The sequence below is a fragment of the Mesorhizobium sp. P160927 genome (assembly GCF_057766385.1).
This window is the reverse complement of record NZ_JBYMDW010000001.1, coordinates 1,399,349-1,423,141: the sequence shown is the minus strand read 5'-3', so window position 1 is coordinate 1,423,141 and position 23,793 is coordinate 1,399,349. Positions and strand designations below refer to the sequence as shown.

At 63.3% G+C, this 23,793-nt stretch carries 23 protein-coding genes; 13 read left to right on the top strand and 10 right to left on the bottom strand.

Translation table 11 applies throughout. From position 1 onward, the window contains the following. Positions 1-90: 90 nt before the first annotated feature. Entirely contained in the window at positions 91-1,371 is a 1,281-nt protein-coding gene (locus tag AC3CB8_RS07120) for an amidohydrolase family protein (RefSeq protein WP_352563283.1), read from the bottom strand. Positions 1,372-1,521: 150 nt separating this feature from the next. Here AC3CB8_RS07120 and AC3CB8_RS07115 point away from each other — a divergent pair, with 150 nt between their 5' ends. Continuing rightward, complete coding sequence (locus tag AC3CB8_RS07115; RefSeq protein WP_023783339.1) at positions 1,522-3,276, top strand: ABC transporter ATP-binding protein; 1,755 nt, start codon at positions 1,522-1,524, stop codon at positions 3,274-3,276. A 56-nt stretch (positions 3,277-3,332) separates the two neighbouring features. Here the strand turns inward: AC3CB8_RS07115 and ilvD are convergent, their stop codons facing one another. Continuing rightward, positions 3,333-5,177 (bottom strand): dihydroxy-acid dehydratase, encoded by a 1,845-nt coding sequence (ilvD, locus tag AC3CB8_RS07110; RefSeq protein WP_023783338.1) that lies wholly within the window; start codon positions 5,175-5,177, stop codon positions 3,333-3,335. A gap of 183 nt (positions 5,178-5,360) precedes the next feature. Between ilvD and AC3CB8_RS07105 the strand changes: the two genes are divergently transcribed. The 3 genes from AC3CB8_RS07105 (at position 5,361) to AC3CB8_RS07095 (ending at position 6,866) form a co-directional block, all read left to right on the top strand. Continuing rightward, positions 5,361-5,705, top strand: coding sequence for an ArsR/SmtB family transcription factor (locus AC3CB8_RS07105; RefSeq protein ID WP_023772548.1), 345 nt, complete (start codon positions 5,361-5,363; stop codon positions 5,703-5,705). A 95-nt stretch (positions 5,706-5,800) separates the two neighbouring features. Continuing rightward, the gene (locus AC3CB8_RS07100) at positions 5,801-6,328 is read left to right on the top strand and encodes an SRPBCC family protein (protein WP_352563284.1); all 528 of its coding nucleotides are present in this window, start codon (positions 5,801-5,803) and stop codon (positions 6,326-6,328) included. Between the two features lie 67 nt (positions 6,329-6,395). Then, positions 6,396-6,866: a VOC family protein gene (locus AC3CB8_RS07095; RefSeq protein WP_023772546.1), complete on the top strand. Its 471-nt coding sequence runs from the start codon at positions 6,396-6,398 to the stop codon at positions 6,864-6,866. A gap of 78 nt (positions 6,867-6,944) precedes the next feature. Here AC3CB8_RS07095 and AC3CB8_RS07090 read toward each other — a convergent pair whose 3' ends face one another. Further along, entirely contained in the window at positions 6,945-8,537 is a 1,593-nt protein-coding gene (locus AC3CB8_RS07090) for a peptide chain release factor 3 (RefSeq protein ID WP_023772545.1), read from the bottom strand. Positions 8,538-8,941: 404 nt separating this feature from the next. On the opposite strand from AC3CB8_RS07090, the gene AC3CB8_RS07085 reads away from it, so the two are divergent. Next, entirely contained in the window at positions 8,942-10,015 is a 1,074-nt protein-coding gene (locus AC3CB8_RS07085) for an NAD(P)/FAD-dependent oxidoreductase (RefSeq protein WP_352563285.1), read from the top strand. On the opposite strand, the gene AC3CB8_RS07080 is transcribed toward AC3CB8_RS07085, so the two are convergent. The 3 genes from AC3CB8_RS07080 to AC3CB8_RS07070 all read right to left on the bottom strand — a co-directional run bounded on the left by AC3CB8_RS07080 (position 10,009) and on the right by AC3CB8_RS07070 (position 12,623). Next, the gene (locus AC3CB8_RS07080; protein WP_352550230.1) at positions 10,009-11,382 is read right to left on the bottom strand and encodes an amidase; all 1,374 of its coding nucleotides are present in this window, start codon (positions 11,380-11,382) and stop codon (positions 10,009-10,011) included. The two genes, AC3CB8_RS07085 and AC3CB8_RS07080, sit on opposite strands and share 7 nt — an antisense overlap. A gap of 176 nt (positions 11,383-11,558) precedes the next feature. After that, complete coding sequence (locus tag AC3CB8_RS07075) at positions 11,559-12,359, bottom strand: class II glutamine amidotransferase (RefSeq protein WP_352563286.1); 801 nt, start codon at positions 12,357-12,359, stop codon at positions 11,559-11,561. Positions 12,360-12,374: 15 nt separating this feature from the next. Then, positions 12,375-12,623 carry a DUF6356 family protein gene (locus AC3CB8_RS07070; protein ID WP_015314154.1) on the bottom strand — a complete coding sequence of 83 codons (249 nt, stop codon included), beginning with the start codon at positions 12,621-12,623 and terminating at the stop codon, positions 12,375-12,377. A gap of 115 nt (positions 12,624-12,738) precedes the next feature. On the opposite strand from AC3CB8_RS07070, the gene AC3CB8_RS07065 reads away from it, so the two are divergent. From AC3CB8_RS07065 to AC3CB8_RS07045, 5 genes are all read left to right on the top strand, one after another. Continuing rightward, complete coding sequence (locus tag AC3CB8_RS07065) at positions 12,739-13,209, top strand: Lrp/AsnC family transcriptional regulator (RefSeq protein ID WP_023772539.1); 471 nt, start codon at positions 12,739-12,741, stop codon at positions 13,207-13,209. Between the two features lie 85 nt (positions 13,210-13,294). Beyond that, positions 13,295-13,780 (top strand): dUTP diphosphatase, encoded by a 486-nt coding sequence (dut, locus tag AC3CB8_RS07060; protein WP_023772538.1) that lies wholly within the window; start codon positions 13,295-13,297, stop codon positions 13,778-13,780. Positions 13,781-13,833: 53 nt separating this feature from the next. Continuing rightward, positions 13,834-14,505 (top strand): HAD family hydrolase, encoded by a 672-nt coding sequence (locus AC3CB8_RS07055; protein ID WP_352563287.1) that lies wholly within the window; start codon positions 13,834-13,836, stop codon positions 14,503-14,505. Positions 14,506-14,888: 383 nt separating this feature from the next. Further along, positions 14,889-15,692, top strand: coding sequence for an isocitrate lyase/PEP mutase family protein (locus AC3CB8_RS07050; protein ID WP_023783333.1), 804 nt, complete (start codon positions 14,889-14,891; stop codon positions 15,690-15,692). Positions 15,693-15,707: 15 nt separating this feature from the next. Next, on the top strand, positions 15,708-16,706 hold the full coding sequence (locus AC3CB8_RS07045; RefSeq protein ID WP_023792706.1) for a proline racemase family protein: 999 nt from the start codon (positions 15,708-15,710) through the stop codon (positions 16,704-16,706). Positions 16,707-16,712: 6 nt separating this feature from the next. Here the strand turns inward: AC3CB8_RS07045 and AC3CB8_RS07040 are convergent, their stop codons facing one another. After that, the gene (locus AC3CB8_RS07040) at positions 16,713-17,423 is read right to left on the bottom strand and encodes a sulfate transporter family protein (RefSeq protein WP_352563288.1); all 711 of its coding nucleotides are present in this window, start codon (positions 17,421-17,423) and stop codon (positions 16,713-16,715) included. A 118-nt stretch (positions 17,424-17,541) separates the two neighbouring features. Beyond that, a complete protein-coding gene (locus AC3CB8_RS07035; RefSeq protein ID WP_352563289.1) occupies positions 17,542-18,444 on the bottom strand; it encodes an EamA family transporter in 903 nt (300 codons plus the stop codon). Between the two features lie 199 nt (positions 18,445-18,643). Here AC3CB8_RS07035 and AC3CB8_RS07030 point away from each other — a divergent pair, with 199 nt between their 5' ends. Then, positions 18,644-19,636 (top strand): adenosine kinase, encoded by a 993-nt coding sequence (locus tag AC3CB8_RS07030; RefSeq protein WP_023792717.1) that lies wholly within the window; start codon positions 18,644-18,646, stop codon positions 19,634-19,636. A 266-nt stretch (positions 19,637-19,902) separates the two neighbouring features. Further along, positions 19,903-20,631 (top strand): antitoxin Xre/MbcA/ParS-like domain-containing protein, encoded by a 729-nt coding sequence (locus AC3CB8_RS07025; RefSeq protein WP_352563290.1) that lies wholly within the window; start codon positions 19,903-19,905, stop codon positions 20,629-20,631. Between the two features lie 13 nt (positions 20,632-20,644). Here AC3CB8_RS07025 and speB read toward each other — a convergent pair whose 3' ends face one another. Beyond that, positions 20,645-21,604, bottom strand: a complete 960-nt coding sequence (gene speB, locus AC3CB8_RS07020; RefSeq protein ID WP_352563291.1) for an agmatinase — start codon at positions 21,602-21,604, stop codon at positions 20,645-20,647. A gap of 46 nt (positions 21,605-21,650) precedes the next feature. Then, complete coding sequence (locus AC3CB8_RS07015) at positions 21,651-22,754, bottom strand: polyamine ABC transporter substrate-binding protein (protein ID WP_023781635.1); 1,104 nt, start codon at positions 22,752-22,754, stop codon at positions 21,651-21,653. A gap of 120 nt (positions 22,755-22,874) precedes the next feature. On the opposite strand from AC3CB8_RS07015, the gene AC3CB8_RS07010 reads away from it, so the two are divergent. Then, positions 22,875-23,783, top strand: a complete 909-nt coding sequence (locus AC3CB8_RS07010) for a LysR substrate-binding domain-containing protein (RefSeq protein WP_352563292.1) — start codon at positions 22,875-22,877, stop codon at positions 23,781-23,783. Positions 23,784-23,793 lie beyond the last annotated feature (10 nt).

Below are 23,793 nucleotides of genomic sequence, written 5' to 3'. Positions count from 1 at the left end.
CTCGCTTACGCCGCGTCGTAGACCGAAGCGGCTGCTTTGACGAGGCGAAATCAGGAAATCGGTAAGACCAGCATGGGGAATCGGCTGTATCTAGGTGGTTATGTGCCTGCGGTTGACAAGTGCCGGCCTGCCAGGAAGTGAAAGCCTGGTATCCTGCCTCGTCCGTTCCGCCACCATCTTGCCCCTGGCGATGACGCAGATGCGCTCGGCGCGCAGGCGCAGAGCCTCGATCGGATTGCCGGCATCGAGGATCACCAGGCTGGCGCGCTTGCCGACGCCGAGGCCGAGATGGTCGAGGCCCATGATCGCGGCATTGACGTTGGTGACCATGTCGAAGCAGCGCGCCATGTCGGCGGGGCTCGACATCTGGGCGACATGCAGGCCCATGAAGGCAACGTCGAGCATGTCGGCGGTGCCGAGCGAATACCAGGGGTCGAGCACGCAATCCTGACCCCAACCGACACGGATGCCCAGCGCCAGCATCTCCTTGACGCGCGTCATGCCACGCCGCTTCGGGAACGTGTCGTGGCGGCCCTGCAGCATGATGTTGATCAGCGGATTGGGGATCGCGGAAACGCCGGCTTCGGCGATCAGCGGCAGAAGCTTCGAAACGTAGTAATTGTCCATCGAATGCATCGAGGTGAGGTGCGAACCGGCCACCCTGCCCTGCAGGCCGAGGCGCTGCGCTTCGTAGGCGAGCTGTTCGATGTGGCGCGACAGCGGGTCGTCGGTCTCGTCGCAATGCAGGTCGACCATGAGCCCGCGTTTTGCCGCGATCTCGCACAGTTCAGTGACCGAGCGCGTGCCATCAGCCATGGTGCGCTCGAAATGCGGGATGCCGCCGACGATGTCGACGCCCATGTCCAGCGCGCGAATGGTATTCTCCCGCGCCGTCGGCGAGCGATAGAAGCCGTCCTGCGGGAAAGCGACCAATTGCAAATCGATATAGGGGGCGACGGTTTTCTTGACCTCCAGCAGCGCCTCGACGGCCAGCAGCCGGTCATCGCAGACGTCGACATGGGTGCGGATGGCGAGCAGCCCCATCGACACCGCCCAGTCGCAATAGGCGAGCGCCCGGTCACGCACGGCCTCGTGCGTCAGGAGCGGCTTCAGTTCGCCCCATAGCGCTATGCCTTCGAGCAGCGTGCCCGACGCGTTGATGCGTGGAAGACCGTAGGACAGCGTGGCGTCCATGTGGAAATGTGGATCGACGAAGGGCGGCGACACCAGATTGCCACGGGCGTCGACCTCGGTCCGCCCTGGACCCTCGAGCTTCGGCTCGATCGCAGCGATCGTCTCGCCGGTAATGCCGATGTCGGCGATGCCGCCATCCGGAAGCGTGCCGCCGCGCACAACAAGATCGAAATCCATCTGTCATCATCCCGCTTGAAGAATCACTGCCGCATCGTGTCTCAAAAGACACCCTGCCGCAGCGGTTTCTTTCCCTGGCGGCGAAAGGTTCCCTCCGGCGGCATCTCCCTCTATAAGCCGCCTTCGTCATCCCGGCATCAAGGATCAGCCGTGTTTCGCTTCTTCCGCTCGACGGAGAACCAACGCCTCGTCGCAAGGTTGCTCCGGGAATCGTTCCGGCAACACAGGGCCGGCTATGCCGCCGCCATCCTGTCGATGCTCGTGGTGGCCGGCATGACGGCCGCCAGCGCCTGGATCCTGCGCGAAATCACCAATGAATTCGTGATCGATAAACGGGTCGACCGCGTCAATGTGATCGCGATGGGGGTCGCCGGGATCTTCATCGTCAAGGGCATCGCCAATTTCGTCCAGGCCTACTTCATGAGCCGCGTCGGCAACGCCATCATCGCCGAACGGCAGCGCAAGATCTATGATCGCATCCTGGCGCAAGGCATCGAATTCTATCATTCGACCTCGTCATCCGACCTGATTACCCGCATGACCAACAATGCCCAGGCGGCGCGCAACGTGCTCGACCTCATCGTCACTTCCTATGTGCGCGATCTGGTGACCCTGACTGCCCTGATTGGGGTCATGATCTGGCAGCAGCCGGCGCTGTCGCTGATCTGCTTCGTCGTCGGTCCGCTGGCCATCTATGGCGTCAACCGCATCCTGAAGCGCGTGCGCAAGTTCGCCGCCATGGAGTTCCGGTCGGTCGGCCAGATCGTGCAGGTGATGCAGGAAACCGCGATCGGCGTGCGCGTGGTCAAATCCTTCAACCTCGAAGGGCTGATGCGCAAACGCATGTACAGAGCGGTGGCGGACGTCGAGGATCGGGCCAACAACATCGCCGCGCTGGAAGCCGTGACCAATCCAGTCATGGAAACGCTGGCCGGCCTGGCGATCGCCGGCGCCGTCATGGTCAGCGGCTTGCTGGTCCTGCAGGGCGGCCAGATGCCCGGCAACATCATGGCCTTCATCGCCGCGCTGCTGCTTGCCTATGAGCCGGCAAAGCGCCTCGCGCGTGTCCGCATCTCCCTGGAAAGCGGCATTGTCGGCGTGCGGATGATGTTCGAACTCGCCGACCAGCCGCTGACATTAGCCGAGAAGCCGGATGCAAAGCCGCTTCGGGCCGGCCCGGGCGAGATCCGGTTCGACGCCGTCGGCTTCGCCTACCAGAATGGCCCGCCAGTGCTGGACCGGTTCGACCTGACCCTTGCGGCCGGCAAGATGACGGCGCTGGTCGGCCCCTCCGGCGGCGGCAAGTCGACGATCCTGAACCTCATCATGCGCATGTACGACCCGAAGAGCGGCAGGGTGCTGCTTGACGGCCAGGATATTTCCCATGCCACGCTCGCCTCGCTCAGGGAAAAGATCGCCTATGTCAGCCAGGACACGTTCCTGTTTGCCGGCACGATCATGCACAACATCCGGCTTGGGCGCGAGGACGCGACCGACGACGAGGTGATCGCCGCGGCCAGGGCCGCCAACGCGCATGACTTCATCGTCGCGCAAGCGAATGGCTACGAGACGGATGTCGGTGAGAATGGCGGCCTCTTGTCGGGCGGCCAACGTCAGCGCATCTCGATCGCGCGCGCCATGCTGCGCAATGCCGAAATCCTGCTGCTGGACGAGGCGACCAGTGCGCTCGACGCCGAGTCGGAAGCGCTGTTCCGCGACGCGCTGCAACAGCTGACGGAAGGGCGCACCACGATCGTCATCGCGCACCGCCTCTCGACCGTCCACCAGGCCGACACGATCGTGGTGCTGGAAGCCGGCAAGGTGGTGGAAAGCGGGCCGCACAAGATGCTGCTCAGGCAAGGCGGGCTTTACCAGAAGCTGTATGAATATCAGCTGATGCCGTGACGCCGCGGCAAAGCCGTCTGTCAGCTTTGGATCCGGCGGGAAGAGCTGCCTCGGCCTTACTCCGGCACGTGTCTCACTGCCCCCTTGTCGGCGCTGGTGGCGAAGGCGGCGTAGGCGCGCAGCGCGGTCGTCACCTTGCGCTTGCGCTTTTCCTGCGGCTTCCAGGCGTCCGCTCCCTTGGCCTCCATCGCCGCCCGGCGCGCATCGAGTTCCGCGTCGTCGACGGCAAGGCGAATGGTGCGGTTCGGGATATCGATCTGGATCGTATCGCCCTCCTGCACCAGCCCGATCAGCCCGCCTTCCGCCGCTTCCGGCGAAGCATGGCCGATGGAGAGGCCCGAGGTGCCGCCGGAGAAGCGCCCATCGGTGACCAGCGCGCAGGCCTTGCCCAGGCCTTTCGACTTCAGATAACTGGTCGGATAGAGCATCTCCTGCATGCCGGGGCCGCCGCGCGGACCCTCATAGCGGATGACGACGACGTCGCCAGCCTTGATCTCATTGGCAAGGATCGCCTTGACCGAAGCGTCCTGGCTTTCGAAGACGCGAGCCGGTCCGGTGAATTTCAGGATCGACTCGTCGACGCCGGCTGTCTTCACGATACAGCCGTCGAGCGCCAGATTGCCTTTCAGCACGGCAAGCCCGCCGTCTTTCGAGAACGGCGTCTCGGCTGAGCGAATAACGCCCTTCTCACGATCGAGATCGAGATCGTCCCAGCGGCGGTCCTGGCTGAAGGCGACCTGCGTCGGCACGCCGCCGGGCGCGGCGAGAAAGAAGTCGCGCACATTCTGGCTGGTGGTGCGAGATATATCCCAATGGTCGAGCGCTTCGCCGAGGCTCGCCGTATGCACGGTAGGCAGGTCGCGATTGAGCAACCCGGCATTGTCGAGCTGGCCAAGGATCGCCATGATGCCGCCGGCCCGATGGACGTCTTCCATGTGCACGTCGGATTTGGCCGGCGCCACCTTGCACAGGACCGGCACCCGCCGCGACAGCCGATCGATGTCTTCCATGGTGAAATCGACCTCACCCTCATGCGCGGCTGCCAGAATGTGCAGCACGGTATTGGTCGAGCCGCCCATGGCGATATCGAGCGTCATGGCGTTCTCGAAGGCGCCCTTGGAGGCAATGCTGCGCGGCAATGCACTCTCGTCATCCTGCTCGTAGTAGCGCTGGGCGAGATCGACGATGAGATGGCCGGCCTCGACGAACAGGCGCTTGCGGTCTGCATGCGTGGCCAGCGTCGAGCCGTTGCCGGGCAGCGACAGGCCCAGCGCCTCGGTCAGGCAGTTCATGGAATTGGCGGTGAACATGCCCGAACAGGAACCGCAGGTCGGGCAGGCCGAGCGCTCGATGACCTTGACGTCCTCGTCGGAGATCTTGTCGTCGGCGGCCGCAACCATGGCATCGACGAGGTCGAGCGCCTGCGTCTTGCCGGCCAGCACCACCTTGCCGGCTTCCATCGGGCCGCCGGAGACGAAGACGGTCGGGATATTGAGGCGCAATGAGGCCATCAGCATGCCGGGCGTGATCTTGTCGCAATTGGAGATGCAGACCATGGCGTCGGCACAGTGCGCATTGACCATGTATTCGACGGAATCGGCGATCAGCTCGCGCGACGGCAGCGAATAGAGCATGCCGTCATGGCCCATGGCGATGCCGTCATCGACGGCGATGGTGTTGAATTCCTTGGCGACACCGCCGGCCTTCTCGATCTCGCGCGCGACGAGCTGGCCAAGGTCCTTCAGATGGACATGGCCCGGCACGAACTGGGTGAAGGAGTTGACCACCGCGATGATCGGCTTGCCGAAATCGCTGTCCTTCATGCCAGTGGCGCGCCACAGGCCGCGGGCGCCGGCCATGTTGCGGCCATGGGTGGTGGTGCGGGAGCGATAGGCGGGCATGAATTTTCCCTAGCTGGCTGGCTGCGCTCGACGGGAGCGTTTTGATCGCAGGCGTTATAGACGCGCAAGTATGATCTGGCCACATTTTTGCAATGCGCCACGAAATCCGCCGGTGCGGTTGACGGCCTGCGCGCCTCACTGTATAGCTTGTTGGCTATATACCTAAATGGCTATGGAAATCGTATGAACCGCCTTGATGCCACATTTGCCGCGCTTGCCGATCCGACGCGGCGTGCCATCCTTACGCGGCTCATTGAAGGGGAGGCGTCGGTTATGGAGTTGGCCGAGCCTTTCGCCATGAGCCAGCCGTCGATTTCCAAACACCTCAAGGTGCTGGAGAACGCCGGGTTGATCTCGCGCGGGAGAGACGCGCAGCGCCGGCCTTGCCGGCTGGAAGCAAAACCGCTCGCCGAGGCCAATGACTGGCTGGAGCGCTACCGCAAGATCTGGGAAGGCAATTTCCAGCGCCTCGACGCCTTGCTGGGTGCCATGCAGGCCAAGAAGGCGGCGAGCGACGCGGAGCAATAGCCAAAGTCCGGCGTGTCGTCCCAGCAGAAAAAATCGAAAGCCATGTCGGATCGCCAGTTGGCCGAACGTCCTTGGACAAACAGCGGAGTACCATCATGAGCACCACAACATTGCCCGGCTCGACCGTCGCAAAATTGACCGTGACCACGTCCAGCGACCGGGAAATCCAGATCACCCGGATCTTCGACGCACCCCGCCCGATGGTGTTCGACTGCTGGACCATACCGGACCTGTTGAAGGGCTGGCTCCATGGCCCCGACGGCTGGCGGCTCGCGGTCTGCGAAATCGATCTCCGGGTTGGCGGCGCGACGCGCTATGTCTGGCAGCATCGGGACGGCCGCACGATGGGCATGAGCGGCGCCTACCGCGAGATCGTGCGCCCGAGCCGGCTCGTCGCCACCGAACTGTTCGACGAGGACTGGACCGGCGGCGAGACGATCGGGACGGTTGTTTTCACGGAGCAAAACGGAACCACGCTACTGAGGCAGACAGTGCTCTACGCGTCGCAGGCGGCCCGCGATGGCGCACTCGGCACCGGCATGACCCGCGGCATGGCCGAAAGCTATGCCCAGCTTGATGCCTATCTTGTCTCGTTGCAGGGAGCCGCCAAGGGCGCTGCCTGACCTTCTTCACCGTGGCTTCTTCACCGGTGGCCTTCTTCACCCCAAGAGAGAAATGAGGAGAATGAGAATGCAAAAGATCACCACCTTCCTGTGGTTCGACGACCAGGCCGAAGAGGCCATGAACCACTACGTCTCCATCTTCAAGAATTCGAAGGTGCTAAGCGTCACGCGCTGGCCGCAGGGCCATGCTTCGGAGGGCAAGGTGCTGGTGGCATCGTTCGAGCTCGACGGCGTGCAGTTCCAGGCGCTCAATGGCGGCCCGCAATACAAGTTCACCGAGGCCATGTCGCTGTCGATCGACTGCAAGACGCAGGACGAGGTCGACCATTTCTGGAACAAACTCACCGAAGGCGGCGGTGAGCCCGGCCGATGCAGCTGGCTGAAGGACAAGTTCGGCGTCTCCTGGCAGGTCGTGCCGGAGCAGTTGCCGCGACTGCTTCAAGACCCTGACAGAGCCAAGGCCGGCCGGGTGATGTCGGCGATGATGCAGATGGGCAAGATCGATATCGCTGCGATCGAAGCGGCGGCCAAGGGGTGATCACAAGTGAGTAGTGAGTAGTGAGTAGGTTCGGCTTGTCTCCCATCGGTGCTACTCACTAGCAACTACTCACTAGATTCACGCCGCCTTATCGCGCACCTGATAATCCTTGATCGTGGCGAAGCGGATCGCCTTCCAGCGTTCGGCTTCGTAGTTCAGCGAGAAGGCGTGCTGGGCGAGGAAGACCGGGTCGTTGTCGAGGTCGCGGGCTATGTCGCCGCGATGCGCCTCGATGAAGCGAAGCACCTCGGCCTTGTCGTCGGCCGATATCCAGCGGCAGACCGAAAAGCGCGACATCTCGAATTCGACCGGCAGCGTGTATTCGAAGTTCAGCCGCTCTTTCAGCACATCGAGTTGGAGGGCGCCGACGACACCGACGATGGCGGGTGAGCCGTCCTCGGGCGAAAACAACTGGACGACGCCTTCCTCGGCCATCTGGTGCAGCGCTTCCTTGAGTTTTTTTGCTTTCATCGCGTCGCCGAGACGGACGCGACGCAGGATTTCCGGGGCGAAATTCGGCACGCCCCGGAACAGGATTTCCTCGCCTTCGGTCAATGTGTCGCCGATGCGCAGCGTGCCGTGGTTAGGAATGCCGACGACATCGCCGGCAAAGGCTTCATCGGCGGTGACGCGGGTGCGGGCGAAGAAGAATTGCGGGGCCGAGAGTGACATCGGCTTGCCGGTGCGCACCAGCTTGGCCTTCATGCCTCGCTCGAGCTTGCCCGAGCAGACGCGCACGAAGGCGATGCGGTCGCGGTGATTGGGATCCATGTTGGCCTGGATCTTGAAGACGAAGGAAGTCATTTTCTCCTCGGTCGCCTCGATAGTCCGGGTGTCGGCCTCCTGCGCGCGCGGCGGCGGCCCAAAGGCGCCAAGCGCCTCGATCAAGTCTCGCACGCCATAATTGCGCAGCGCCGAGCCGAAATAGACCGGCGTCAAATGGCCCTCGCGAAAGGCGTCGATGTCGAGCGGACGGCAGGCTTCTCGCGCGAGCTCGAGTTCCTCGATGAAGGCCTCGCGCTCGTTTTCCGGCAGCAGGCCGGCAACGCGGTTGGAATCGGGACCGTTGACCGGTGTGCGTTCCTTCTCGTCGTCGCCCTTGCGCACGGCGTTCAGCGCCAGGTGATAGGTACCGGAGAAGGTCTTGCCACGGCCGATCGGCCAGGTGATGGGCGCGGTGTCCAGCGCCAGCTTCTGCTCGATTTCGTCCAAAATCTCGAACGGATCGCGGCTTTCACGGTCCATCTTGTTGACGAAGGTGATGATCGGGATGTCGCGCAGCCGGCAGACCTCGAACAATTTCAGCGTGCGCGGCTCGATGCCCTTGGCGGCGTCGATGACCATGACGGCCGAGTCGACCGCCGACAGAGTGCGATAGGTATCGTCGGCGAAATCCTCGTGGCCCGGCGTGTCGAGCAGGTTGAAGACGTTGTCCTCATATTCGAAGGTCATCACCGAGGTGACGACCGAAATGCCGCGCTCGCGCTCGATCTTCATCCAGTCGGACCGTGTCTGGATGCGGTCCTTCTTGGCCTTCACCTCGCCGGCAAGCTGGATGGCGCCGCCGAACAAAAGCAGCTTTTCGGTCAGCGTCGTCTTGCCGGCGTCAGGGTGGGCGATGATCGCGAAAGTGCGGCGGCGCGCCACTTCCTCTGGGATAGTTTCGGGCATTCTCTTGGGATTTCCGTGTGACAGGCCGGGCTTCTAGCAGCGCAGCGGCGGGCTGTCGACCGGTCCGGCGGCGTGAATGCCGCCGGTTGCGGGGCTTGTTTCAGGCTGGCTCGTTCAAGCGGCCTGCCTGAACGACCCCCGGCAGCCATCCGGCAATGGCGCTGCTGTCGGCATGATCCTCCTCGCAGGCGAACGCCTCCTTGGAGGCAAAATGGTTAGTGAAGAGCCGGGCCGGGCATCTACGGGCGGCAACGATGTCGCGCACGCCGGCCGCAGCGTAGCGTGAGTCCCAAAGGGTCCGGAAACCAGCATCAAGGAGTTTTTTGCATTGCCAATGTTGGCAACAGGCCGCCGGAATGGCACTGGGATGAACCGTCCCCCGATCACGAGGCAAAGGAGCGACCATGACCGAGGCGAAACAAGTGATCGTCGTCGGCGCCGGCATCATCGGCGCTTCCATCGCCTGGCATCTGACCGTTGCGGGCGCGCAGGTGACAGTCATTGCCGAAAGCGAACGCGGCGGCGTGGCGACCCAAAACTCGTTTGCGTGGATCAACGCAAGCTGGGGCAATCCGGAGCCGTATTTCGGGCTTCGTACCCGCGCCATGGCGGAATGGTCGCGGCTGGCGCGGGACTTGCCCAGCATACCGCTCGCCTGGTGCGGGGGCCTATGCTGGGATCTCTCTGCGGCCGATATGGAAATCTATGCCAAAGAGCATTCAGCCTGGGGCTACGGCATCGAGCGCGTCGACCGGGGCGAGGTGGCGCTTATCGAGCCCAATCTCACCGAGCTTCCCGATTTCGCCCTGCATGTCGCAGAAGAGGGTGTCGCCGAGCCTGTCGCGGCCACCAAGGCACTGCTGGCCGATGCCGAACGGCGCGGCGCGCGAATCCTCTTCAGCACGGTGACGGCGCTTGTCCAAAGCGTCGGCAAGATTACCGGCGTGGACACATCGCATGGACTGTTTGCCGCCGACGAGGTGGTGATCGCGGCCGGCGTGGGTTCGCCAGACATTGCCGCGACCGCTGGCATCAACCTGCCGATCGAGACACCGCCCGGATTGATCGTTCACTCGCGGCCTTACAAGAAACTGCTCAACGGGCTGGTGCTGGCCGAGCGCCTGCACATGCGTCAGACCGCCGAGCGTCGAATCATTGCCGGCTCGGATTTCGGCGGCGCCGATCCCGGCATGGACGCCGAAGCCACGGCGCGTGAATTGTTCGCGGCCATGAAAGCCATGCTGCGCGACAGCGACGGGCTGGAGTTGGATTTCCACACCGTTGGCTACCGGCCGACACCGATCGACGGCTTTCCGATCATCGGTCGCGCCAAAGGCAAGGAGGGTGTCTATATCGCGGTCATGCATTCCGGCATCACGCTGGCGCCAGCCGTCGGCCTGTTCGCCACGCGAGAAATTCTTGATGGCAAGCGCGACACGCTGCTGGCACCCTATGGATTGGATCGCTTCGCTCAATAGCCGGGCGGACGTCTAAAGCCGCTGGTCAAGGGCATCATCGCCCTGGCGATGCCGAGCAGCCGCGGCTCCGACCAGCGTTTGCCGACCAATTGCAGGCCGATAGGCAAGCCGTCACTATCTTGCCCGCAGGGCATCGAAAGTGCCGGGTGGCCGCTGTAATTGAACACTGCGCCATGGGCCGGCAGCATCCAGTAGCTCTGTTCCTGGCCGTCAACCTTGATCGGCGTGCCCGGCTCGCAATGTGGAAAGGCCGTGGTCATGGCGACCGGGCAGAGCAGTGCGTCATAGCTGTCGAAAAAATTGTCCCAGGCGAGAATGGATCTGTCGCGGCGGGCGAGTGCCTCGAACCAGCGCGAGACGGGCGTCGGCTCGTCCGGCGGTTCGGGTTGCGCGGCCTCCATCATCATGCCGATCAGCCCACCGCCTTGCGCGAGATCGTCATGCAAATCGAGTTCCGGGAGTTTCGCCTCCTCGACAGCCGCCCCTGCCGATTGCAGCCGCCTTGCGAGATTTTCGACCGCGGTACCAATGTCTCCGGCCACCGGGAAACCGGGAAAGGAGGGGGCAAAAGCGATACGCAACGTCTTGAGGTCGACCTTAGCCATATCCTCGACGGGCACCGGCGCAAGATCGGTGTCGCGACCGTCCGGTCCGGCGATGATCCGATAGATCAAGGCCAGATCCTCCACGCTGCGTGCCAGCGGCCCAAGACAGGACATCAGTCGCACGCTACGCTCAGCGCCGCCCGGATCCGGGAAGGCGCCGGCCAGCGAGATACGATGTTCCGTCGGCTTAAGCCCATAGATGCCGCAAAAGGCGGCTGGCAAGCGGATCGAATCCTGCATGTCGGTGCCGACATCGAACGGCGTCATGCCAGCCACGACCGCCGCTGCCGCACCGCCGCTGGAGCCACCGGCCGTGCGCTCAAGGTTCCAGGGATTGCTGGTGCGGCCGAACAACGGATTGTTCGACTGCCAGTCGGACAGCATCATGGCGACATTGGTCTTGGCCATCAGCACGCCGCCGGCTGCTTTCAGCCTAGCGACGACCGGGCTGTCCTGCCGCGCGACATAATCGGCGAAGGGTGGGAAGCCGACCGTGGTTTTCAGGCCAGATGTCTCATGCATGTCCTTCAATGTGAAGGGAACGCCATGCAACGGTCCAAGTGGTTCGCCATGCGCCAGTGCTGTATCGGCCTTTTTGGCGCGTTCGCGCGCGCCTTTCCTGTCGAGCGATATGACGGCTTTGATTGCTCCGTTGTGCGCATCAATCTGCGCGAGATGGGCGTCGAGCGCTTCGACGGCGGAGATCTTGCGGTTTCGAATGGCCGTGGCGAGTTCGGCAACCGAGAGAAATACGAGATCCATGGCGATGCTCCGGCTTGCTGGCCGCCTGCCTCATCAAGATGGCGGATCGCGGCGCGGCTTCAAGTGGAGTTGAGCATCCGCACGCGCTCAATGCTTGATCGGAATTGCGCTGAAGTCTGCGTCCTATCCAGGCCGGCACTCCACGCGACGTTTTCAAGGTGCGCGGAGGTGACGCGTTATCCAACCAGCGCCAGTTTCGCCGCAGTCGGCGCGAATGGGCGAATGCTCGTGCCATCGCTGGTCATGGTGACGAAGCTCGACGGCGGGATCGCCTGCCAGTCGCCGCCCTCGCGATCAAAGGGTTCGGAGACGATGCAGCGGCCGGCCCCTTTGCGGAAAATGGACGTGTAAAGCGTCGGAGCCTGGGCGTCGGTGGCGTAGCGCACCGCATACAGTGCCTGTCCGTCAGAGAAGGCAACGGTCAGCTTCAGCGCCGGCTCGAGACCGGCACGACGCGAGACTTCCAGCACGCGGCTGGTAGCGCGTGAGACGGCGCCTTGCGGGTCGGACGAAAGACCCTCGTCGATCATGAGCAGAAAAAAGAGTTCGGAATCGGTGGTGCCTTCGCGCTGATCGAAAACGGCGTCGGACAACGAGTTCTCCAGCGCGCGGCGGATTTTTTCGAAACCGCCGATCTGGCCGTTGTGCATGAACGACCAGCGTTCCGAGGTGAACGGATGGCAGTTCATGCGGCTGGTGGCACTGCCGGTCGAGGCCCTGACATGGGCGAGGAACAGGCTGGACTTGATCTGCCGGCACAGGCTTTTCAGATTGGGATCGGACCAGGCCGGCAGGATATCGCGGTAGAGACCGGGTTCAGGCCTCTCGCCATACCAAGCAAGGCCGAAGCCGTCGCCATTGGTGGGCGACTTCGCTTCCTGGGCGCAATGGCTCTGGGCTATCAGCGAGTGACAGGGCGCCGTGAGGATGTCTTCGAGAAAGACCGCTTCACCGAGATAGGCCGCCCACCGGCACATCGCTTCTGTCTTCCTCTAAGCGCGATCCGGAAGAGCAGCGGGCTCGTTGATCGCGTGCGTGCCTCTGTTGTGCGTCCGCTCGTAAAGTTCGCGAATGATTCGGCTGGCGGTAGTCTCGAACAGAAATGGCAAGAAAGCGTGAACAAATGCTGCTCCCGCCGCCATCAGCAGGCGCGAGGAGAACCAGGCGGCGAAGGCCATATGGCTGAAATAGGTTTCGCCCACCTTGGCCGGATGAGAGGTGAAAATCCTTGCGACCGACATGCTGGTTCCCCTTCAGCGCTTTTCGTTTCGATGTGAGTATCCTGACACGCCTCACCGGTTCATTGGTCCCAAAATATCCTTGTATTGTGCTATTCCATGGGACAAATATCCCAATATGAGTTTTGACATCGACGAAATTGATCGAAAACTGCTCGCCGAATTGCAACGTGACGGTACGCTGTCGGTGGACCAACTGTCGGAGCGGGTCGCCTTGTCGCGCAATGCCTGCTGGCGTCGCGTCAAGCGGCTGGAGGAAGATGGCGTCATCACCGGCCGCGTGGCGTTGGTCGATGCGGAGAAGCTCGGACTCGGCCTTTCGGTGTTCATCCTGATCCGCACATCCAATCACGACCCCGACTGGCTGCAGAAGTTCCGGGCGGCGGTGACCGGTCTTTCCGAGATCATCGGGGTCTACCGGATGTCCGGTGATCTCGACTATGTGCTGCGCGCCCGCGTCGCCGACGTGAAAGCCTATGACCGGCTCTACCAGCGGCTCATCGCCAAGGTGGCTTTATCCGATGTCTCCGCCTCCTTCGTCATGGAGGAGATCAAGGAGACGACGGTGGTTCCCATGGAACTCCGCTAGGCCACAGTGATGCCTGAAAGAAAGCCGTTGATAGCGCCGCGGTCGAGTTGACCGAATCGGCATTCGCGCCGATAGGATCGATTTTATGCGCGCAGCCCTTCAAACACCTTCCGTCATCGGTCCCACCGTCGGCTTCGTCAGGTTGCCGCATGGCGAGGGACTTCCGCTTCCCGACTATGAAAGCGCCGGCGCCGCCGGCATGGATTTGCGCGCGGCGGTGCCCGAAGACCGGCCGCTTCTGATCCTGCCGGGCAAACGCGCCTTGGTGCCGACGGGGCTGATCCTGGAAATTCCCGAAGGCATGGAGGGCCAGGTGCGGCCCCGCTCGGGGCTTGCCTTCAAACACGGCCTTACCGTCCTCAATTCTCCAGGCACGGTCGACAGCGATTATCGCGGCGAGGTGAAGGTGCTGCTGGTCAATCTCGGCGACGAGGATTTCGCGGTGACGCGCGGGATGCGCATTGCCCAGATCGTTTTCGCCGCAGTGACGCAGGTCGCGGTTGAAGAGCGTTCGCTGGCCGGCGGCACGGCGCGTGGCTCGGGCGGATTCGGATCGACCGGCACTGCCTGATGCGTGGCTGTGTTTCAGCACAGTGAACCGTTTGCCGGGTAGACTGATCCAACATGACTGAAACACGGCCGCTGCCAAAGCTCGTCATCTTCGACTGCGACGGGATCCTGGTCGATACCGAGAACCTCGCCAACCGGCGCCTGGCCGAATGGCTGAGCGACGCCGGGTTTCCAACGACGTTCGAATATTGCCGCAAGAGCTTCTCCGGCCGCAGCATGGTCTCGGTGCAGAAGGAGATCGAAGAGACGACCAGCGTCAGGCTCGGCGCCGATTTCGTCGAGCGCTGGAATGCCGGCCTGCCGGATCTGTTCGCTCATGGCGTCGAGGCGATCCCTTATGTCCGGGAGTTCATCGAGGCGCTCCGCGCGGCCGGCACCGCTTATTGCGTCGCCACCTCGGCCAGGATCTCCAAGATGCACATAACGCTTGGCCAGACCGGACTGTTGCCGCTGTTCGAACATGCCATGTTCAGCGCCACCATGGTGTCGCGCGGCAAGCCGTTCCCCGACCTGTTCCTGCATGCGGCCAGAACCATGGGCTTCGCGCCCGCCGAATGCATCGTCATCGAGGACAGTGTCGCCGGCACGCAGGCCGGCATTGCCGCCGGCATGCGCGTGTTCTCCTATCATGGCGACCCCTATTCCGACCGCGATGGCTTGATCCAGGCCGGCGGCATTCTGTTCGACGACATGCGCGAACTCGCCGGGCTGGTGCCGATCCACTGATCCGCTGCAGTGGACGGCCGGCGCGGACTCCGATACATCGCCGCCCGAGGCGGTCAGCCTGCCCAACACCGCGGTGCTTGCCATCAAGACCGGCGGCAAGAACCGGGCTGACCGACGGCCAGCCCTATGGCGCCGTCAAGGTGACGGTACGCCACGGTACCGAACACCGAGAACTGTGATGACGCGCCGCCCAAGGCTGCTTCACGGGACATCTCCGTCACCTACCACTGGGACCCCAAGGCGTCCCACTACGCCGCCGATTCCGACGCTCTCGAGAAATTGGCAGCAGAGAACGAGAAACGCTTCTGAACCAACCGCATTCGTTTGCCCGGCCGCAAACAGCGCGGTAGCATCCGCCCAACATTCGTTATGGGGGAGCCTTCATGGACAAGGGCAAGATTTTTCGCGACCTGCATGCCTCGACCTTCGTCATGCCCAATCCCTGGGATCCGGGCACGACGAAGCTGCTCGGCTCCTTCGGCTTCAAGGCACTGGCCACCACCAGCGCCGGCTTTGCCTTTTCGCGCGGCCTGCCGGATGGGGCCGTGACCTTCGACCAGATGATCCATCATTGCCGCGAGGTGACGGCCGCGACCGACCTGCCGGTCTCGGCCGATCTCGAGAAAGGCAAGGGGGACAGCGCTGAGCAGGCCGCCGAAACCATTTTCGCGGCGGAGGCGGCCGGGCTTGCCGGCTGCTCGATCGAGGACCACACCGGCGATCCTGAAAAGCCCATCTACGAGTTTTCGCACGCGGTCGAGCGCGTCGCCGCAGCGGTCGAGGCGGCGCGGGCGCTGAAGCGCGACTTTGTCTTCACGGCGCGAGCCGAGAATTTCCTCTGGGGCAAGTCCGATCTCGACGACACGATCAAGCGGCTGCAGGCGTTCGAAAAGGCCGGCGCCGACGTGCTCTATGCACCTGGTATCGGCGACGTCGACATGGTCCGGACGCTTTGCTCGGCGGTCGGCAAGCCGGTCAATGTCATGGCAAGGCCCGGCTTCACCATCGCCGACCTCGCCATGGCCGGTGCAAGGCGGATTTCGCTTGGGCCATGGCTGACCAATTTCGCCTACGGCATGCTGGAGACGGCGGCGCGCGAAATCCAGCAGGACGGCACGTTCGGCTTCACCCGCGCCGCCATGCCGTTCGGCAAGCTGCAGGCGCTGTTCGGCAAATCCCAGGGCTAGGATGGGTTCGGCCGCATGAACCTTACTGTTGTCGACATGCATACGGGTGGCGAGCCGCTACGGATCGTCACGGGCGGTTATCCCACTATCCCCAAGGGCACCATTCTTGAGAAGCGCGTCTATGTGCGGGACCATCTCGACCATTTGCGCAAGCTGCTGATCTTCGAGCCGCGCGGCCACTACGACATGTATGGCGCTTTGCTGGTCGAGCCCGATTTGCCCGGCGCCGACCTCGCGGTGCTGTTCATGCACAATGAGGGCTATTCGACCATGTGCGGCCACGCCATCGTCGCCCTCGGCCGCTACGCCGTCGATGAAGGGCTGGTGGCGAAGCAGGAGCCATTCACCACCGTGAACATCGAGGCGCCGTGCGGCCTGGTCGTCGCCTCGGTCGCGGTCAGTGATGGCAAAGCCGGCGCGGTGTCGTTCGAGAGCGTGCCGGCCTTCCTATTTGCCGCCAACCAACAGATAGATCTGTCTGGTTATGGCAAGATCGGGTTCGATATCGCCTATGGCGGGGCTTTTTACGCGCTGGCCGACTGTCATCAATTCGGCTTGGAGTTCGGCCCCGACCGCGTGCGCGATTTCGTCGATGCGGCAACCACGCTGACGAACCTGCTGAAGGCCGAGTTTCCGCTGTCGCATCCTGATCATGATGACCTCGCCTTCCTCTATGGCACTATCCTGACCGATGGAAAGGACGCCTTTTCCGGAGAGGCCACCAGGAATATCTGCGTCTTCGCCGAGGCGGAGGTCGACCGCTCGCCAACTGGTTCCGGCGTCACCGCCCGGCTGGCGGCAATGCATGCCAAGGGCGAGATCGCCGTCGGGCAGACGCGAACGTTCGAGAGCATCGCCGGCTCGCGCTTTTCCGGGCAGGTGGCGCGAACAGCGCGAGCCGGCGCGCATGAAGCGGTCGTCGCCCGCGTCTGCGGCCGTGCTTATTATTCCGGACGAGCCGAATTCATTGTCGAACCGGACGACGAGTTGGGGCGCGGATTTCTACTACGTTGAAGAGATTTAGCGCCGCGAGGCGTGTGCGACTTCCCGTGCCGAGATCGCCTTGTGCAGGTGCACCATCATGGCGGCGGCGAAGATCGGCGTCAGCAGGTTGAGCAGCGGCACGGCGAGGAAGGCCGCGACAACGAGCCCGGAGAGAAACACCGTACCGGCATACTGCCTGCGCAGGGCTCTGGCCTCTTCTTCCCCGCGAAACCGCATGGCTGCGAACTCGAAGAATTCGCGCCCGAGCAAATAGCCGTTGACGATGAAGAAGGCGGCGATGTTGATGCCCGGCACCAGCAGAAGCAGCAGCGCCACGACGTTGCCCAGGATGACGACGCCGAAGAATTTTATCGCCAGCACCAGCGAGCGCAGTGCCGGCATGGCGCGTCCGGCCGGGTCACCGGGATAATCGGTGCGCTCGACGACTTCAGCGACATCGTCGAGGAACAGGCCGGCGATCACCGCCGTGACCGGTGCGATCAGAAGCGCCATGCCGAAGGCCAGCGCGATGGCCGCGACGATGCCGCCCAACCAGCCGGCCCAGGACGGCATGCCGGGCAACAGCGTCTGCAGCCACGGCAGGGCCAGCCATTCAATCAGGCTGGTCAGGCCGAACCACAGGGCGACCAGCGCCAGCAGGGTCAGCCCGAGCGTCTTGATGAACACGGCGCGAAACGGAGGCGAGAGCAGTTCCAGGGCCGCGGTGCGGGCAGCGTCGAAAATCACCGTGCTTCACCCCAGGTCAGCGGACACATCCACAAGGCAGGACGCCTTCGAGATAGGCGGTGCGGCCCCCGAGCACAAGCGCGGGCGGTTGCTTGCCTTCGTCTGCTCCCAGATCTGCCTATCCAGCTAAGGCCGGCTTGCGAACCGGCATGGTCATGGCCGCCACGCCGGCAACGACAAACCCCATGCCGAGCCAGGCCGCAGGGCCCAGGCTTTCACCGAGGAAGACGGCGCCGATGCCGACGCCGATCGGCACCCGCAGATAGGCCTGAGACGTGGTGCCGACCGAACCCAGCGTGTGGATCAGACGGAAATAGATGACGAAAGCCAGTGCCGTCGAAAACACCGACAGGCCGAGCAGGGCAAGGATGGAAGCCGCCGAAGGCGCCAGGGTCCATGGCTGGTCGACCGCCAGGCTGAGCGGTACCAGCATGACGGCGCCGCACAGCATCGAACCGGCGGCCGGAAGCATCGGATCGAGGCCCTTGAAACCACGGCCGAAGATGGCGGCACCCGCATAGCACACGGTTGCCGCGACGATGGCGATCTGTGCCCAGAGTTGGTGGCCGATGCCGCCAAGCGCCTGCGTGCCGACGATGAGGCAGATGCCGGCGATGCCGGCGCCGACGCCGACCAGCTTGCGCGCGGTCACCGGCTCATGACGGGTGATGAGCGCCGTCAGCAGGAAGGTGAATATCGGCGAGGTGGCATTGAGGATGGTGGCAAGGCCGGCGTCGACCGAACGCTCGGCCGCGGCGATCAGCGTGAACGGGACGACGCTGTTGAGGCAGGCCTGGAAGGCGAAGCGGCGCCAGCTTGCCGCATCGCCCGGCATGGCAAGCCCGCGCCAGCGGATGATGGCGAACAGGATGGCGCCGGCGATCAGGGTGCGGGCCGCGATGAAGGTGATGGGCGGGATGGCCTCTACGCCGATCTTGATGAAGGTGTAGGAGGCCCCCCAAAGTACCGCCAGCACGCCAAGCAATGCCAAGTCGGTGGTCGTGTCGTTTTTGGCAGGCATGGGCTCGCGCCTTCGGACCGTGATCGAACAGGCGCAGATGTAGGCGACATCGCCACGAAATGTTTCGGCCACGGACGAATTGTCGTAGCGCCTGGCTGGTGGGGCAAGGACAGAAAATCGGTTGCCAGTTTTCAGGATCATGCTGTAGACCCGCGCGGGCATGGCAAGAAGCCGGCCCGGGTTTTTGGCGGAGACATTGATGCCGGATTATGACGTGCTTTGCATCGGCAATGCGATTGTCGACATCATCGCCCAGTGCGAGGAGGAATTCCTCGAGACCAACGGCATCATCAAGGGTGCGATGAATCTCATCGACACACAGCGCGCCGAATTGCTCTACAGCCGCATGGGCCCGGCGATCGAGGCCTCCGGCGGCAGCGCCGGCAACACGGCGGCAGGTGTTGCCTCCTTCGGCGGACGCGCCGCCTTCTTCGGCAAGGTCTCCAACGATGCGCTGGGCGAAATCTACGCGCACGACATCCACGCGCAGGGTGTCGCCTTCGACACCAGGCCGCTCCAGGGCGAGCCACCGACGGCGCGCTCGATGATCTTCGTCACCCCCGATGGCGAGCGCTCGATGAACACCTATCTCGGCGCCTGCGTCGAACTCGGGCCGGAAGATGTCGAAGCCGACAAGGCGTCCGGCGCCAAGGTGACCTATTTCGAGGGTTATCTGTGGGACCCGCCCCGCGCCAAGGAAGCCATCCGGCAGACGGCGAAACTGGCGCACGCGGCCGGTCGCGAAGTATCGATGACCTTGTCGGATTCGTTCTGCGTCGACCGTTACCGCGACGAGTTCCTCGACCTGATGCGTTCGGGCACGGTCGATATCGTTTTTGCCAACAGCCACGAGATCAAGTCGCTTTACCAGACGCCATCGTTCGAGGAAGCGCTGGCGCAGATACGCAAGGATTGCAGGATCGCGGCGGTTACACGCTCCGAAAAGGGCTCGGTTATCGTGCGTGGCGACGAGACAGTGGTCATCCAGGCGACCGCCATCAAGGAACTGGTCGACACGACGGGCGCCGGCGATCTCTACGCCGCCGGCTTCCTGCATGGCTACACACAGGGGCGCGACCTCCAGACCTGCGGCGATCTTGGCTCACTGGCGGCCGGATTGGTAATCCAACAGATAGGCCCTAGGCCACGGCAGAATCTGCGCAAAGAGGCCGAGTGGGCGGGGTTGTTGTAACAACGCCTTTCTCTTCGCCCCCTTGTGGGGTAAGGCAAGCGCAGACCGCTTCCGACCGTCGCGCAGTTGTCACATACCGCTCCTACATGAAATGCGAGCGTGCCGTGACTGACATTTCGACATGCTAATCGGGTGTGAAGCAATGCAGGACAGCAACCTGTCGGGTCGCTACATCTGTTGCCGTCGCACTTTCCACTTTCCGCCGTAACCGTTCAACAACCGGCCGCGGCCGAGGGAGGAGAGCGCGCGGCCCAGAAAACAGATGCATGACAAGATTTCAGATTAAGACGACATTTCAGACCAAGACGACCGGCATCACGCAAGACGATTTCGCCGACATGGTAGCGGAAAAGGTCGAGCGTGCGCTTGCCCACTATGACGAAGCCATCAACGGCCCCACAATGGTCTCGGTCGGCAAGATCGCCGGCAGCATAGCGTCCGCCGTCACCCAGCTGTCGCCCAAGCACCAGCGCGCCATCGACGCCATCCATGCCGACCTTCCGGGTCTGGCCCAGAAATTCGTGCGGGCGCTGGCGGCGGAAGCCGCGCGGCGCGGCGAAGCCGGCACCGCTGGCGCGAAGAACCTGTCCTCGGCCCTTTTGGCCGGCGCCGACACCCCGCTCCCGCTTCCCCATTCCGACGACCTCGAATCGATGCTGATCGAGGACTGGGCCGGCCGCGTCGCCGGCTCGACCTATCTGGAAGAGAACCTGCGCATCGCCCGCTCCACCTTGCACCGCTGGCAGAGGCGCGGCGACGTCATCGCTCTGCGCAAGGGCGGCCGCAAGCACGTCTTCCCGCTGGCGCAGTTCGTCGATGGTAGGCCGGTCGCGGGCATAAGCGACGTGCTGGAGCTGATCGGCAATCCGAGACTCGCATGGCTGTGGCTGACCCGCCCTGCGGCACAGCTCGACGGCCGCATTCCGATCGACCTGCTGCGGCAGGACCAGGCGGAGGAAGTCGTGGAGGCGGCGCGGGCGTTTGCGCCGGGGTGAATTCGGCGCGGTGTCAGCCCTTTCGTTCCGCGAGCAGGCCGAGATAGTGCTGCAGCACCGCCGCCCCGGCAAGCGACGTGATATCGGCGTGGTCATAGGCGGGCGCCACCTCGACAACGTCGGCGCCGACAATGTCGAGCGAACCGAGCCGGCGCAGGATCATCAGCGCCTCGCGAGAGGACAAGCCGCCCGCGACCGGAGTGCCCGTGCCAGGAGCATAGGCCGGATCGAGGCAATCGATGTCGAAGGTCAGATAGGTCCTGGCATCGCCAACACGGGCCTTGATGCGCTCCACGACACCCATGACACCAAGCTCGGCGACATCCTCACCGTAAAGGATCTCCAGACCGCGGGTTTCGGGAGCATGCGTGCGGATGCCGACCTGGATGGACCGGTCCGGCCTGACGATGCCTTCGCGAACGGCCCTTGCGACAAACGAGCCATGGTCGATGCGCCTGTCCTCGTCGAACCAGGTGTCCTGATGGGCATCGAACTGGACCAGCGCCATGGGGCCGTATTTTTTCGCGTGGGCCCGAAGCAGCGGCCATGTCACATAATGGTCGCCGCCAATGGAAAGCAGCGTCACGCCGGCATCGACGACCTCGCTCGCTTGCGCCTCGATCTGCCGCGGCGTGTCGTCATGCCTGCCGAAATCGAGCCCGCAATCGCCGTAGTCGACGACCGCCAGCCTTTCGAACGGATCGGTCTGGAAGGGATATTGCGGATCCCCCTCGAGGATGGCTGAAGCACGCCGCACGCCTTGCGGCCCGAAACGGGCGCCCGGACGGTTGGAGACGGCGGCATCAAAGGGAATTCCCCAGATGGCGACGTCGACGCCGGCGAGATCGCGGCTCAGCCGGCGTCGCATGAAGGAGAGCACGCCGCTGTAGACCGGCTCGTGCGAGCCGCCATGGATATGCTTGCCGAAGACGGCATCGTCGGTTTCGCGGGCACGAGGAAGGGGCTGCAACATTTGCCGAGGTCCATTTCTGGGGAATGAGCGGGGTGACAGATACGGCTCAGTTCGTGCCGGTGACGAAGCTCGTCCAGAGGCGGGTGACCAGACGCAGCGATTTCGGGTCGCGCGGCTGGGCAGCGAACAGCCGCTTCAGCATGTCTTTCGAGAAATAGATGTTCGGGTTGTCGCGCACGGTTTCATCGACCAAAGGAGTCGCTGCCTGCACGGCATTGGGGTAGAGCGTCGCGTTGGTGAAGCGGGCGCTGACTTGCGGTGCCATCAGGAAATTCATCAGGGCATGCGCATTTTCGGGATGCGGCGCATCGACCGGCACGGTCATCACGTCGAAGAATATCTCCGTACCTTCCCTAGGTACGGAATAGCGCACGTCGACGCCGTTCTTGGAGTCCGCCGCCTTGGCGTTGGCGCCGATCGCGTCGCCGCTCCAGCCGAGCGCCAGGCAGAGGTCGCCCGCTGCCAGTTCGCTCATGATCGACCCGGATTTGAAATGTCTGATGTAAGGCTTGATGGCAGCCAGCAATGCGCCGGCTTTGCGCAGCTCGGCCTCGTCGGTGGAGAACGGATCGAAGCCGAGATAGTTGAGCGCCACCGACATCACGCCTTCTGGCGAATCGACCATGGCGATGCCGCAATCCTGGAATTTGGCCGCGATCTCCGGCTTGAAGATCATGTCGAGGCTGTCAACCGGCGCGTCCTTCATCCGCGCGGCGACCTTGGCCGGGTTATACATGATGCCCGTGGTGCCATAGGCGTAGGGGAGCGCGTAGACATTGCCTGGATCCTGCCTGGCGAGGAATGCCATGATGTCAGGGTTGAGGCCGCCGGCATTGGGGATTTTGGCCTTGTCGAGTTTCTGAATGGCGCCGGCCTCGGCATATTGTCCGACCAACGCCGCGCCCGGCATGATGATGTCGTAGCCCGAGCCTCCGGTCAGCGCCTTGGTCGTCAGCATGTCGACGGAATCGAAAGTGTCGTAAACCACCTTGATACCGGTCTGTTTTTCAAATTCCGTGATCGTGTCGGCTGGCACGTAGTCGTACCAGAAGAAGATGTTGACGATCTTGTCCTCGGCCGCGGCTGCACCGCAAAGCGAGGCCGCGGAGAGGCAAAGCATCGAAGCGGCAAGCAGGGCGAGACTGCGCATGGGGCGGCTTTCCAGCAGAAGGGCTATGGCCACAAACTGACGGACGCGGCATTTTCAGACAAACGGCTTTTCGGCCCGAGTCAGTTGACAAAAATTCACCTGATGCTGTCTCATCACCCCATGAAGCTCCCCTCACTGAATGCCATCAGGGCTTTCGAAGCGGCGGCACGGCTGCGCAGCTTCAAGGAAGCGGCGGACGAACTCCGGCTCACCCCTTCGGCGGTAAGCCGCCACATCCGGCTGCTGGAACAGGCGCTGGGCCTCGACCTGTTCGAGCGCGGCTTCCGGCAAGTGGCGCTGACGCCGAAGGCGACACACTACGCCCGCCGGCTGTCGGCGGCTTTCCGCGAAATCGAGAATGCGACCGAGGAAACCGGCGAACAGGCAATAGGCCGCAAGGCCAGACGCGCTTCGTTGTCGATCAACGCCACCTTCATGAACCTCTGGCTCGCCGATCGCTTGCCACGCTTCCGCGACCGGCATCCCAACTGCGAACTCGATATCTCGATTCATGACGACGAGAACCGGGGCGGCAACCCGAGCGCCGATCTGCTGGTGCTGTTCACCGTTGAGACCGGCGATCCCTCGCTCCTTCCGCTCGTCTCGCTCGTCATCTTTCCGGTGTGCTCGCCCGCTTTCCTCGACAAAAAGAATGCACCACGAAAACCCGCCGATCTCGCAAGCTGCCGGCTGCTGCATGAAAACACCACGGTGTGGTGGGAGGAGTGGTTCGAGAAGGAGGGGCTCGCCGGATTGGACGCGAAACCTGGCCCGATCTTCCACGACCCGGCGCTTGCCGTCCGTGAGGCCGTCAATGGCGGCGGCGTTGCGCTGGCCGACAACATCATGGTCGAGGACCTGCTGGCCAGCGGCCAGCTGGTCGCGCCCTTCACGATCCGCCACGCAATTCCACAGAGCTACTGCCTGCGGCAGAAGCCCGGCAACCGCAATTCAACCAGCGTCAGGCTGTTTCGGGATTGGCTGCTGTCGGAGATCGCCAGCCACAAGCAGGTGATGCGGCTGGCGTGAGGCGTCCAAC